11 protein-coding genes are annotated in these 13,329 nt (G+C 66.8%); 5 read left to right on the top strand and 6 right to left on the bottom strand.

Annotated elements, in window-relative coordinates; all coding sequences use genetic code 11:
• The 3 genes from ACWW1C_RS13495 to ACWW1C_RS13485 all read right to left on the bottom strand — a co-directional run bounded on the left by ACWW1C_RS13495 (position 1) and on the right by ACWW1C_RS13485 (position 2,219).
• Positions 1-885: an EamA family transporter gene (locus tag ACWW1C_RS13495; RefSeq protein WP_455983890.1), complete on the bottom strand. Its 885-nt coding sequence runs from the start codon at positions 883-885 to the stop codon at positions 1-3.
• Between the two features lie 137 nt (positions 886-1,022).
• Entirely contained in the window at positions 1,023-1,274 is a 252-nt protein-coding gene (locus ACWW1C_RS13490) for a hypothetical protein (RefSeq protein WP_455983889.1), read from the bottom strand.
• 123 nt (positions 1,275-1,397) lie between these two features.
• Complete coding sequence (locus tag ACWW1C_RS13485; protein ID WP_455983888.1) at positions 1,398-2,219, bottom strand: acyl-CoA thioesterase domain-containing protein; 822 nt, start codon at positions 2,217-2,219, stop codon at positions 1,398-1,400.
• Between the two features lie 85 nt (positions 2,220-2,304).
• Between ACWW1C_RS13485 and ACWW1C_RS13480 the strand changes: the two genes are divergently transcribed.
• The 3 genes from ACWW1C_RS13480 to ACWW1C_RS13470 are packed head-to-tail and all read left to right on the top strand — an operon-like array spanning position 2,305 to position 4,559.
• Positions 2,305-3,219 (top strand): LysR family transcriptional regulator, encoded by a 915-nt coding sequence (locus ACWW1C_RS13480; RefSeq protein ID WP_455983887.1) that lies wholly within the window; start codon positions 2,305-2,307, stop codon positions 3,217-3,219.
• A gap of 38 nt (positions 3,220-3,257) precedes the next feature.
• Positions 3,258-4,076: a tat pathway signal sequence gene (locus tag ACWW1C_RS13475; protein ID WP_455983886.1), complete on the top strand. Its 819-nt coding sequence runs from the start codon at positions 3,258-3,260 to the stop codon at positions 4,074-4,076.
• 9 nt (positions 4,077-4,085) lie between these two features.
• The gene (locus tag ACWW1C_RS13470; protein WP_455983885.1) at positions 4,086-4,559 is read left to right on the top strand and encodes an RDD family protein; all 474 of its coding nucleotides are present in this window, start codon (positions 4,086-4,088) and stop codon (positions 4,557-4,559) included.
• A gap of 4 nt (positions 4,560-4,563) precedes the next feature.
• Here the strand turns inward: ACWW1C_RS13470 and ACWW1C_RS13465 are convergent, their stop codons facing one another.
• Positions 4,564-6,075, bottom strand: a complete 1,512-nt coding sequence (locus tag ACWW1C_RS13465; RefSeq protein WP_455983884.1) for a carboxylesterase/lipase family protein — start codon at positions 6,073-6,075, stop codon at positions 4,564-4,566.
• A 79-nt stretch (positions 6,076-6,154) separates the two neighbouring features.
• Between ACWW1C_RS13465 and ACWW1C_RS13460 the strand changes: the two genes are divergently transcribed.
• Positions 6,155-6,853, top strand: coding sequence for a hypothetical protein (locus ACWW1C_RS13460; RefSeq protein ID WP_455983883.1), 699 nt, complete (start codon positions 6,155-6,157; stop codon positions 6,851-6,853).
• 15 nt (positions 6,854-6,868) lie between these two features.
• Here ACWW1C_RS13460 and fadD11 read toward each other — a convergent pair whose 3' ends face one another.
• The gene (fadD11, locus tag ACWW1C_RS13455) at positions 6,869-8,692 is read right to left on the bottom strand and encodes a fatty acid--CoA ligase FadD11 (RefSeq protein WP_455983882.1); all 1,824 of its coding nucleotides are present in this window, start codon (positions 8,690-8,692) and stop codon (positions 6,869-6,871) included.
• Between the two features lie 136 nt (positions 8,693-8,828).
• On the opposite strand from fadD11, the gene ACWW1C_RS13450 reads away from it, so the two are divergent.
• Complete coding sequence (locus ACWW1C_RS13450; protein ID WP_455983881.1) at positions 8,829-9,662, top strand: class I SAM-dependent methyltransferase; 834 nt, start codon at positions 8,829-8,831, stop codon at positions 9,660-9,662.
• Between the two features lie 7 nt (positions 9,663-9,669).
• Here ACWW1C_RS13450 and dnaE read toward each other — a convergent pair whose 3' ends face one another.
• Complete coding sequence (gene dnaE, locus ACWW1C_RS13445; protein WP_455983880.1) at positions 9,670-13,203, bottom strand: DNA polymerase III subunit alpha; 3,534 nt, start codon at positions 13,201-13,203, stop codon at positions 9,670-9,672.
• Between the last annotated feature and the right edge of the window lie 126 nt (positions 13,204-13,329).

Genomic DNA, 13,329 nt, shown 5'->3' with positions numbered 1-13,329 from the left:
CTATTCGACCACGAGGGCCGGTTCGTGTTGGCCAGCCTCCGCTGCGGGTCGGGCCCCGGCGCGCGCGGCGCCGACACCGGCCAGCACGACGAGCGCGATACCGGCAACGGCGGGCAGACCCGGCACCTGATGCAGGATGATCAGCCCGAGCATCATGGCGAACGCCGGCTCGAGGCTCATCAGCGTGCCGAACGCCGCGGCGGTCAGACGGCGCAGCGCCAGCATCTCCAGCGTGAACGGGATGGCCGGCAGGAGGATGGCCAAGCCCAGGCCGGCCAGCAACAGGTGCGGCGTCAGATGACCGATGACGGACGGCCCGGCCACCATGGTGACGACCAGGCCGGCGACGGGCATGGACACCGCAAGACCGGTGATGCCGGTGACCGCGTCACCCACCCGCTGGGTCAACAGGATGTAGGCAGAGAGGCAGACGGCTGCCCCCAGCGCGGCCAGGACCCCCACGGGGTTGACGGCGGCCGCCCATGGCTCGGTCAAGAGCACGACGCCCGTGCCGGCCAGCGCCGGGAACAGCAGCCGCCCGCGTCCGCGTCCCGTGGCCACCGCAACGGCAAGGGGGCCAAGGTATTCCAGGGCGCTGGCGGTTCCGAGCGGAATGCGGGACACCGCCACCATGAACAGCAGCGTGAACCCGGCGGTGGTGATTCCCAGCAGCACGCACGACAGGAACGCCGAGCGGGTGAACGACGCCGGCCGCGGCCGGACGAACAGCAGCATCAACGCACCGGCCCAGGCCAGGCGGAGCCAGGCCACCCCGGCCGGACCGATGCCGTCCATCAGCTTCACGGCCAGGGCAGCACCGAGCTGCACCGACATCATGGACGCGACGGTCATGAGTGCGCCGTTGCGCGCCGCTGCGGTGGTCATCGTTGTATTGAACGGGAACCAGAATGTTCATGTCCACGTGATAATCATGGACATATCGTTCATGATTTATGAATGAAGCCGTTGCTGCAAGACTGCAACAACGGCCCCTTCGTGGTCCGGATCAGAAACCGAACCGATCAGAACGTCGGAACGAACGTGCCGTTCACCCAGACGCCCCAGTGGTTCCATCCGGCGTCCCAGACCTGGGCATTGCCCATCGCCCACATCGGGTAAGCCGGCTTCGGGGGTGCCCAGGCCGGCGGCGCCGCCACGGTGGGTCCAGGAGGCGGAATCGGTGCCACGGTGGCCCCGGCCACGCCTGTGCCGACTCCTGCGGCGCCGGCGAACAGTGCACCGGCAACGGCAGTGGTGACAGCTGTTTTCTTCATCCTCATCGCGATCCTCCAATCAGATGATTGCGGGGTGTCCACCCCACGGATTGCTCGGACAGTTGTTGGTTACCGCAGGAGTCCCAGCGCTAAACCTTCAGCAGCACTTCACAATCGGACGCGCTAGAGTTCGCGCCTGATCCGATCGGGGAACCGGCTGTGGCCGAAGTCGATCTGCGCGGCGGGATTGCTGACCGCAGTGGTCAGGCCGGTGCCGATCGGCCCGGCGCTGTCATACAGCGTGGTGGCCCCGACCGCGATGCCGTGGGCCGCCCAGTGCGTCTCGGCCTCGACGCCGACCCAGTCACCCTGCGGCAGCCGCGTCAACGCCACCGTGAGGTCGCCGTTGATGTAGCCGATGCCCGCGGTGCCCAGGTTCGTGACCATGCTGGTGCCCTCGGCCGCTACGGCAGCCCGGACGAACGGCGTGTTGACCTCGCCTTCGATGACATCGATGGGCTGGTTGACGTAGCGCTTACGGGCCGCGTTCTGATGCTCGGCGATGGTCCGCGTCCAGCCGACACCGTCACTACTGATGTACGGTGCCAGGCCACCATCGATCGCCGCCGGCGGCTCGAAATCGGTTGTGCCGAACCACTCCTCACCAGGGGGCGCCTCGGCGAGCCGATACTGCACCAGAGTGGCCCTGGCGACCGTCACACCGTTCTGCACCACGTCGCACTCGGAGTTGCGCACCCGCCGTCCGTCCCGGACCAACTTCACCTCGGTCGTCGTCGGCACTCCCCGCGCGGCGCGGAACAGATCGACCGTGAGCCGGGCCGGCAGAAACTCGGGCAAGCCGAACGCGGCCTCCAGCGCATGGGCCGCCAGCCCCACCACCGCCGGACCGTTGAGGTGGTCTTCACCCCACAGGCTCTGGGCGAATCGGGTCGGCTGAACCCGGTCGGCGTCGATCGGGATGAAGTGGGCGGGGCGTGCGGTCATTTTCGGATCGTCGCACATTGGCTAAATATTCATAACTTCGGGCCAGATCACGCGGAATCGTGCAGATTTTCTGGACAATAGTGGGATGGACACCCGCCGGCTGCGCCTCCTGCTCGCGCTGTCGCGCCTGGGGTCGATGCGGGCCGTCGCCGAGAACCTCGATCTGACGACGTCGACGGTGTCGCAACAGATCGCCGCGCTCGCCAAGGAAACCGGGACCCAGCTGATCGAACCGGAAGGCCGCCGGGTCAGGCTGACGCCCGCCGGACAGCGCCTGGCCGACCATGCGGTGACCATTCTGGCCGCCGTGGACGCCGCGCGCCTCGACCTCGACTCCGGCGCCGAACCCGTCGGCACCCTGCGGATCGGTGGCTTCGCGACCGGCATCCGCGTCTCGCTGCTACCGATCCTGACGGAACTGACCCAGGAGCATCCCGGAATCGACGTTGCCATCAGCGAATACGAGCCCATCGAAGCCTTCGCGTTGCTCACCGACGACGACCTGGACCTGGCCCTGACCTACGACTACAACCTGGCGCCGGCCTCACCCAGTCCGTTGTTGGAAGGCTTTGCGCTGTGGTCGATTCCGTGGGGACTGGGCTTGCCGGCCGACGAGGCGAACGGACCGGCCGAACTGTCCGCGTACGCGGACCGGACCTGGATCGTCAACTCGCGCAACACCGCTGACGAGGACGCCGTCCGCACGCTGGGCGCGCTCAGCGGATTCACGCCGCGCATCGCCCATCAGATCGACAGCCTGGAACTGGTCGAGGATCTGATCGTCGCCGGCTACGGCGTCGGGCTGCTGCCGCTGGAGCGGCCCACCAGCGCGGGCATCAAGGTGGTGCCGCTCGCCGGACCGACGGTGATCCACACCGCCTATGCCGTGACGCGCAAAGGCCGTACCAACTGGCCGCCGTTGCGGGCGGTGCTCGACCGACTACGACCGGGCAACGGGCCGGTGCCGCTGCCGAAGTGGCCGCGCCCAGAGGCCGTCTGAACCGAATGACATTCACCGAGATCTGGGAGGCTACCGGCGTGAAACTGCTCAGGGCGGTACTGGTCGCGACACTGCTGACCGGTCTCACCGCGCCGGCCGCGCCGGCCGCGCGGGCCGAATGCACCGGCGCCTGCGACGCGCAACAACGCATCGCAGCGGCAGACGCCTACCTGGCGAGCCGGCCCGGCGCCGTCGGTTACGTACTGCGCGACCGCAAAACCGGTGCGGTGTACCGCAATTCGCACGCCGGAGACATGGTGTGGACGGCCTCGACCATCAAGCTCGGCATCGTGGTGGACCTGTTCGCCCGGCAGAGCGCCGGGCTGCTGCGGCTCACCGACAACGACATCGCCCTCATGGGCAAGATGCTGCACACCTCGGACAACGACGCCGCCGACACCCTGTGGACGCGGTACGGCGGCCCCGACCACACGATCTTCAACAACGACTTCCCACATTTCGGCATGACGCGGGTACAACCGCAACGCGGATTCGGAGACATGTTCCCCTACTGGGGTTTTCAGAAGTCCACGACAGACGACCTGGACCAGATGGTCAACTACATGCTGACGCGGCTGCGCCCCAACGAGACCGCCTGGATTGTGAACGCCATGCAGAACGTCGACCCGATCCAGCAGTGGGGCGTCTGGGGCGCCGGCCCGAACATGGCGCCCGGCAACAAGGACGGCTGGTCCGACGAACAGGGCGGCTGGGTGACGAACACCGTCGGATTCGCCGGGCCCGGACAACGTTTCACGCTGGCCGTCATGAATGCCTTGAACGGTGCCGGCGGTAACGCGGATGGCCAGGCCACCACTACGCGGCTAAGTCAGATATTGCTGGCCGGTCGGCAGTAGATTGGCGCCATGACCTATGGCGAGAACTACCCTGCGTCAGGCGCTTACGGCGCACCCACCCCGGTGCACCCCGGCGACCTGCTCCCCCGATTCTTCGCGCGGTTCATCGACGGGCTGATCGTCGGGGTGCTCGCCTTCTTCGGCGCCTTCTCGATCGGCTCGATGTCCGACATCATGGTCACCGGTCTGTTCTCCGGGCTGGGCACCTTCCTGTACTTCGTGCTGTTCGAGGTACTGGCCGGCGCGACGCCCGGCAAGATGCTGCTGGGGCTGAGTGTCCGTGGGCCCCATGGCATGCCGAGGCCGGACTTCAAGCAATCGGCCATCCGCAACTCGTTCACCCTGCTGACGATCATCCCGTGGGTCGGCGGGCTGCTGGCGTTCATCGCGTACATCTTCATCGCCGTCACCATCAGCTCGAGCCCCTGCAAGCAGGGCCGGCACGACGAACTCGCCGGCGGCACTCAGGTCGTCAAGAAGTAGTGCCCTAGCCGTGCACCAGCGAAAAGCCTTCCCAGGCTCGACGCTGCTCGGCCCGGGGATCGAATTCGACGCGGGTATTGCGGTCGAACACCAGCACCGCCCGGTCGGCGGCCTCGTATTTCGGCCATCCCTCGCCGGGGACGCCCGTGCGGGCGAAGGCCCGCCAGCGGTTCTGGACGTCATTGCTGATCCGCAGCGCCGGCTTGCGGTCCAGGGCGGCCGTCAGCACCGAACCCAGCGGCGTCCGGTACACGTCGAACACCGCGAGCAGTTCGGTGGCGTGGGTGGCGCCCAGACCCGTCCAATGCAGTGCCGGCGGCGCGTAGTCGTACCGGTAGGCGTAGGTCGGCGCGTTGCGCATGTGCGCGCCGGCAATCTCCCATGACGCCGTGCCGAAGGCGAAGTCGCCGCCGAGCTTGATACAGGCGTCAGCCGACCGCGGGTAGCCCGGATACGCACCGGTGATCCGGGCCCGCTGTTCCGCAGGGAGGTGAGCCAGGATGCGTTCGATCATGGCCTCGTTGGTGGGCAGCAACTGCATGAACTTGGTGAACAGGCGACCCTCGTCGGCATTGCTGCCCACGATCAGCGGCACCTGGTGGGCCCGGCCCTCGCGCATCGCGACGATCGGGTCTTCCGGCAGGAACTCGGTTCCGTACGCCGGCCCGGCAGGGAAGGCACCGGGCATCTCGCCCACCGCACCGTGGATGACGCGGTCCAGCGCGGCCAGCAGCTCAGCCGGCTTGGCCGACATGAGTGCGGCGGCGCCGTCGCGCGTGCCGGCACCCAGCTGTGCGGCGAACTGCGTCGCGAACTGGGCGGCCGCCTCGGGTGAACGGACCATGCCGCTGGCCGGACTCTCCGCAATCGCTCGGTGAAAGAGGCCTTTCGCTTCCGGCACGGCCAGCAGGGTAGCGACGGCGTGGGCGCCGGCGCTCTCGCCGAAGATGGTGACGTTGCCCGGGTCTCCGCCGAACACCGCGATGTTGGCCCGAATCCACTTCAGCGCCGCCACCAGATCGCGCAGGAACAGGTTGTCATCGAGGGGGTGTTCGGCAGTTGCCAGTGTCGACACATCGAAGCAGCCGAGCGCACCGAGCCGGTAGTTCGCGGAGACGAAGATGCAGCCGCGCCGGGCCAGTGCGGCACCGTCGTAGATCGGGGTGGCAGAACTGCCCAGGATGTAGCCGCCGCCGTGGATGAAGAACATCACCGGCAGCGGCTCGCCGGTGGGCTGCTCCGGCGTCACCACGTTGAGGGTCAGACAGTCCTCGCCCATCGGCTGGTACTTGCCGACGCTCAGCATCGTGTACTTGCGCTCCTGCGGCGCGCAGTAGGTGAATCCGTGGCAGTAGCGCACGCCGCGCCAGGGCTGCACCGGCTGCGGGGCGCGGTAGCGCCACGGCCCCACCGGCGGCCGCGCATAGGGGACGGAACGCCAGCGGTGCACGCCGTCGCGCGTGAAGCCCTCGATGGTTCCACTGTCGACGGTCACGCGGACGGTACGTTCGTGCATAACTGGACACTATCGAAAATGTGTCGCCTTCGGGGTGCCTGAACCGCGTGTTGGGTCAGTGCCCGTTACCCTGGCGGGCATGCGACTCCCGGTGGTCCTCGCGGCATGTGCCCTGGTTGCGGGTTGTGCCGCGACGTCGGACCAGCACGGACGGCCCGGCGTGGCGATCTCCGAGCCGTCCCTGTCGGTCGCCGCTCCACCGAGTCGTCCCCCGGCCCCGACGCCCAAAGCCGCACCCGCCACGCCGCCACCGGCGGGCGCGCCCGTCGCCGATGTCATCGCCTGGGTGGAGGCCGGCACGCCGGCGGACCCAGCCGGTTTCCATACCGCGACTCGTGAGGGCGCACCCACAGATTTGGGTACCGACATCGCGTTCACCACGGCCTCGGGCGCCAACTGCATGACAGACAAGGCCTTCAACGGCACGCTGGCCTGCCTGATGCATCTGACCTCCCCGCCGCCGCAACCTGCCGACACCTACGGACACTGGGTGGCCGGCTGGGTCGATTTCGAAGGGCCCACCGCCGAAGTCGGCTCGGTGCACGGGGATCCGGGGCGGTTCAACACCGGTACCGGACCCAAACTGAAGGACGGACAGAGCCTGCGGTTCGGCGACTACCAGTGCCGCGCCGATGCCACGGGTCCGGTCTGCGTGAACTACGCGCGCCGCACCGCGGTCCGGTTCAGCAATGCCGGCATCCAGACCTTCGGTTGCCTGACACCGGTGCTCCCGGCGCCGGAAGGGACCGGACTCAAGTTCGCCTGCACCACTGCGTGACCTGCGGCGGGGAAGTCAATTCTCCGCGCCGACAGTCGCTTTCGGTTCGTGCACGGCCGCGCTGAGTTCGGGCGCGTAAAGGGCGTCGATCTGCGCGGCGTACTTCTCGGCGATGGGGCGCCGTTTGAGCTTCATGGTCAACGTGATCTCGTCTCCCCCGGGCTCCCAGAACGCCGGCAAGACGGAGAACCGCTTGATCTGCTCGACGCGCGACAATTCGGTATTGCCCTGCGCCACCCCGGCGGCGATCTGGGCGATCAGTTCGGGGTCGGCGGCGAGCGCCTCGGCCGACGCGTCGACAAGCCCGCGCTGCTCGGCGTACGGGCCCGCGGACTCGGCGTCGAGCACGATGAGCGCGGTGTTGTACGGCCGGGCGTCGCCGATGGCCATGACCACGCCGATCAGCGGACACGCGGCCTTGATCGATTTCTCGATGTTGGCCGGTGACATGTTCTTACCGGCCGCGTTGATGATCAGTTCCTTCTTGCGGTCGACGATGGTCAGATAACCCTCGTCATCGATCTGCGCGACGTCGCCGGTGTGCAACCAGCCGTCCGCATCGAGTGCTTCCGCCGTCTTGGCCGGTTCTTTCCGGTAGCCCTTCATGACCAGTGGCGCCCGCACCAGGAGCTCGCCGTCATCAGCGAGCCGGCATTCGACCCCGGGCAGCGGCCTGCCGACGGTGCCCAGCTTCGCGTCCCGCGGATGGCTCACCGTCGCAATGCAACTCAGCTCCGACATGCCCCACAGTTCGGTCATCGGAATCCCGATCCCGACGAAAAAACCGAGCGTCTGCGCCGGAATCGGCGCCGCGCCCGAGACGGCCCACCGCACCTGGTCGAGGCCCAGTCGTTCGCGCAGTTTGGACAGCACCAGCTCGTCGGCGGTGGCCCATTCGGCCGCGACGTCGTCGGACACCGGTTGACGGGCGAGCAGCGCCGCCGCCTTCTTGGCGCCGACCGACAGCGCCCACTGCAGTGCCGCCCGCTTCGTCTCGTCCGCCTCGCCGGCGACCGCGAATTCGACTGCGGCCTTGAGCTTTTCCCACACCCGGGGCACACCGCCCCAGACCGTCGGCCGGACCTCGGGCAGCGCCGCCGCCACCGCCCGAGCGTCCGCGACGGCGGTGATCTGCGTGCCGAAGACCTCCTGTAGATACAGGCCGGTCAACCGGTCGGCGATGTGGGCCGTCGGCAGGTAGGACGTCCCGCGGTCGCCGAACCGCAGGCCGAGCACCTCGTCCACCCCGAACGCCTCGAACAGGATGTTGGCGTGCGTCATCTCCACGCCCTTGGGCTTGCCCGTGGTACCCGAGGTGTAGATGAGCGTGACGATGTCGTCGGGCCGGACCGCGCGCCACGTGCTGTCGAAGTCGAAGTCCGCGGGCGCGGCCGACAGCAGCTCCTGGATGCCCAGCGTGCCGTCCGGAGCCCCGTCGATGCAGATGATGTGGTCGATTGGCGCACCGCTCGCCCGGATGCGGTCGACGTATTGCGCCTCGCACATCACGACTTTGGTTCCCGCATTGCCGAAGACGTGCGCCAGATCGGCTGCGGGCAGCGTGTTGTACACCGAGAACGACGTGGCGCCGACGTGTTGCGCGCCGACCTCCAGCGGATAGAACTCCACCCGGTTGGCCATCATCAGCGACACGGTGTCGCCGCGGGCCACCCCGAGTCCACTGAGCCCGGCAGCAGCGGCGCGCACCTGATCGGAGTACTGCGCCCAGGTCAGTGCCGGGCCGCCACCAGCGGTACGCAATGCGACCGCGTCCGGATCGAGCGACGCCGTGCTCTGGAACGCTTCGCACAAGGTGGTCGGCCGCAGCTCTTCAGACATTCCGGTGTCCCTCCTCGACGGGCCTCATGATCGAAGCACATCGCGGGCGTTTCATGGCGCCGCGGCGCGAAATCCACAGGGCGCTAAACGTTTTGGGAAAACTGTTCAGCGCAAATGATGGCGTATGGTCGGAACAATGGGAATAACTGTCACGTCGCTGACGCCTCTGGAACGGACCGCCCTGCTGACCGTGTACGCCAGGGCCCTGGACAACCGCAAGCCCCGCTCGATCCTTCGCGACACCTGGGCAGATTCCGTGGTGGCGGCGATCGACTACGACTTCGCCGCACTCGGGGTGCAGACCAGCGTGGTCTGCCAGACCGCGCTGCGCGCCAAGATGCTCGACGACCGCGTCCGCGCATTCACCGCATCACATGCCGATGCCGTCGTCGTCGATCTGGGCGGGGGCCTCGACAGCGGCTTCCATCGGGTGGATCCGCCACCGACGGTTGATTGGTACACCGTGGACCTGACCGGTATCTGTGCGGTGCGTGAGCAGCTGTTGCCGCCAAATCCGCACTCTCACACGGTGGTGGCATCAGTGGCCGATCCGGACTGGGCCGCCGGGATTCCTGCGGACCGTCCCACCATCCTCGTGGCCGACGGCCTGTTCGCTTTCCTGACCGAGGCCGTCATCGCCCGGGTTTTCCGCAGCGTCACCGAACACTTCCACCGCGGCGAGTTGGCGTTCAACGACTACGGACAGTTCGGACCGATCAGCCTGGCCGCTTTCAAGTACCTGCCGCAGAAGATGTTCAAAGACGTTGGCAGCCAACTTGGTTATGCGGGTTTCAAAGATGCGCGGCACCCCTTGAGCTGGAATCCCCGAATGGAGCTCGTCGAGGAAGCCAGCCTGACCCGTCAGCCCGAGGTCGACCTGTTTCCCGGAGTTCTGCGGGTCGCCACCCGGCTTTCGGCGCATACCCGCGCCGGTGCGCGGAAGGCCAGGATCCTGCGCTACCGCTTCTGAACCGGGACTAGCCTCCGAGGCAGCCCGGACCCAGCAGCGCCTTCAAGTCCCCCATCAACGCCGACGACGGCGTCACGCGCAATGTCTGATCGAGCTCCAGGGTGGTGATGCGGTCCCCACTGATCAGCCGGAGGTGCACTTGCGAGGTGCCCGGGTGGTGGGCCAGCACCTGCTTGAGCGCGCTGACCTTTTCCGGGGTGCACTGCCGGGTCGGCAGGCTCACCGCGAGCGGACGATCGGCCTGTGCATTCGAAAAGTCCGGCACCACAAGGTCACTCGCGAAGATCGACACCCGCTCGTCTTCGACGCGGGCTTTGCCGCTCACCAGCACGATGGCGTCGTCCATGATGTCGGCACCGAACACGGCGTAGGTCTTCGGGAAGAAGTTCACTGTTACCGAACCATTGAGATCTTCCAATTGCGCTGAGGCCCAGGGCAATCCCTGCTTGTTGACCCGTCGCACCACCCCCGCCAGAATGCCGCCGATGCGGACCTGGGTGTCGTTGGCGACAGCGCCTTCGAGGATGGCCGTAATTTGGGTGTCCACCTGCGCATTGAGCAGGTGCGCGACACCGTTGAGCGGATGGCCGGAAACGTACAGGCCCAGCATCTCGCGCTCCAGGGCCAGCTTGTGCTTGTCGTCCCACTCGTCGTCGGGCACCCTGATGGTGAAGGCCGCGTCACCCGCATCCCCGGCATCGCCGCCGCCGAACAGATCGAACTGACCCATGGCCTCGGCCTTCTTGGTGCCGAGCACCGAGTCGACGGCATCGGCGTGCACCAGGAACAGGCCCTTACGGGCATGGCCGAGCGAGTCGAAAGCACCTGCCTTGACCAGAGATTCGGTGACCCGCTTGTTGCAGGCCGTGATGTCGATCTTGCTGAGGTAGTCGGAGAAATCGGTGTACTTCCCCTTGTCCGTACGGCCCGCGATGATGGACTGCACCACGTTGGCACCGACGTTGCGCACGCCGCCCAGCCCGTAGCGGATGTCCTTGCCGACCGATGCGAAGTTGTGCACAGACTCGTTGACATCCGGCGGCAGCACCGTGATTCCCAGGCGGCGGCAATCAGCCAGGTACACCGCGGCCTTGTCCTTGTCGTCCCCGACCGACGTCAGCAGACCGGCCATGTACTCGGCCGGGTAGTTGGCCTTGAGGTAGGCGGTCCAGAACGACACCAGGCCGTACCCGGCAGCGTGCGACTTGTTGAACGCGTAGCCGGCGAACGGCAGCACCGTGTCCCACAATGCGGTGATCGCCGCCTGCGAGAAGCCGTTGGCCTTCATGCCGTCGGCGAAGCCGCCGTAGGCCTCGTCGAGGATTTCCTTCTTCTTCTTACCCATCGCGCGCCGCAGCAGGTCGGCTTGGCCGAGCGAGTAGCCCGCGACCTTCTGCGCGATGTGCATGATCTGTTCTTGGTAGACGATCAAACCGTAAGTCTCAGAAAGAATGTCACGCAGCGGCTCTTCGAGCTCCGGGTGAATGGGCTTGATCTCCTGCAGCCCGTTCTTTCGCTTCGCGTAGTCGGTGTGTGCATCCACACCCATCGGACCTGGCCGGTACAGAGCCAGCACCGCCACGATGTCCTCGAAGCCCGTCGGCCGCATCAGTTTCAGCAGATCGCGCATCGCGGACCCGTCGAGCTGGAACACGCCGAGCGTGTCACCGCGCGCCAGCAGCTCATAGGTTTTCGGGTCATCCAGACCCAGGTGATCGAGATCGAGATCGACGCCGCGGTTGGCCTTGATGTTCTCCAGCGCGTCCCCGATGACGGTGAGGTTGCGCAGGCCCAGGAAGTCCATCTTCAACAGACCGATGGCCTCACACGACGGGTAGTCCCAGCCGGTGATGATGGCGCCGTCCTGGGCGCGCTTCCACATCGGGATCGCGTCGATCAGCGGCTCGGAGCTCATGATCACCGCGCAGGCGTGCACGCCCGCATTGCGGACCAGGCCCTCGAGCCCCCGCGCGGTCTCGTAGATGGTCCGCACGTCGGGGTCCGTGTCGATCAGCGCACGGACCTCGGCGGCTTCCTTGTACCGCTCGTGGGTGGGGTCGGTGATTCCCGCCACCGAGATGTCCTTGGCCATGATCGGCGGCGGCAATGCCTTGGTGATCCGGTCCGCTATGGCGAAGCCCGGCTGCCCGTAGTGGACTCGGGCCGAATCCTTCAGTGCCGCTTTGGTTTTGATGGTACCGAAGGTGATGACCTGGGCGACGCGGTCACTACCCCACTTCTCGCTGGCGTAGCGCACCATCTCGCCACGGCGGCGGTCGTCGAAGTCGATGTCGATATCGGGCATCGACACGCGCTCGGGGTTGAGGAAGCGCTCGAACAGCAGACCGTGCGGGATGGGGTCGATGTTGGTGATGCCCATCGCCCAGGCGACCAGCGAACCTGCCGCCGAACCACGGCCCGGGCCGACCCAGATACCGACTTCGCGGGCGTGGCTGATGAGGTCACCGACGACGAGGAAGTACGCCGGGAAGCCCATCTGCACGATGACGCTGATCTCGTAATCAGCACGGTCGAGGTACTCCTGAGGCGGGCCGGCCGGAAAGCGCCGGTCCAGGCCGCGCAGCACCTCTTTGCGCAGCCAGGTGGCCTGCGTCTCGCCCTCGGGCACCGGGAAGACCGGCATCCGGTCGTGGAACTTCCAGACGTCGGCATAGGACTGGACCCGCTCGGCGATCAGCAGCGTCGAGTCGCAGGCACCGGGTACCTGGTGGTCCCACATGGCGCGCATGTCGGCGGCCGACTTGAGGTAGTAGCCGTCTCCGTCGAACTTGAAGCGGGTGGGGTCCGAGAGCGTCTTACCGGTCTGGATGCACAGCAGCGCCTCGTGGTTGTGCGACGCCTCGCGCGTGACGTAATGGCAGTCGTTGGTCGCCAACGGCGGGATGCCCAGCTTCTTGCCGACATCCAGGAGACCCTCGCGGACCCGGCGCTCGATCTCGATGCCGTGGTCCATCAACTCCAGGAAGAAGTTCTCCTTGCCGAAGATGTCCTGCCACTTCGCCGCGGCTGCGAGGGCTTCCTGCTCGTGCCCGAGCCGCAGCCGGGTCTGCACCTCACCCGACGGGCAACCCGTGGTGGCGATGATGCCGGCGGAATGCTCGGCGATGATCTCGGCGTCCATGCGGGACCACTTGCCGAGCTGGCCCTCGAACGACGCCAGCGACGACAGCTTGAACAGATTGCGCAGACCGGTCGCGTTCTCCGCCACCATCGTCATGTGGGTGTACGAACCACTACCCGAGACATCGTCGCTCTTCTGGCTCGGATCACCCCAGGTGACGCGCTTCGTGTTGAAGCGGGACGCGGGCGCGATATACGCCTCGATGCCGATGATGGGCTTGATGCCCTCTTTGGTCGCGATGTTGTAGAACTCGCTGGCGCCGAACATGTTTCCGTGGTCGGTCATGCCGATGGCGGGCATGCCCAACCGGATGGCTTCCTGCACCATCGGCTTGACCTTCGCGGCACCGTCCAGCATCGAGTATTCGGTGTGATTGTGGAGGTGCACGAACTGGCTCATAGGGCTGCCAGTCTAAAACGGGCCACCGACACGGTTCGGCGTGTCGGGCGCTGTGTCGTCGGGAGAGCTGGATCTGATTGGCCGCACTCCTCATCGCGGCTCGTCCCTCGCCGCTTGATCGTCGTG

It is taken from the genome of Mycobacterium sp. HM-7 (genome assembly GCF_053852335.1).
The sequence above is the reverse complement of the archived record's forward strand: the minus strand, read 5'-3'. Positions and strand labels throughout refer to the sequence as shown.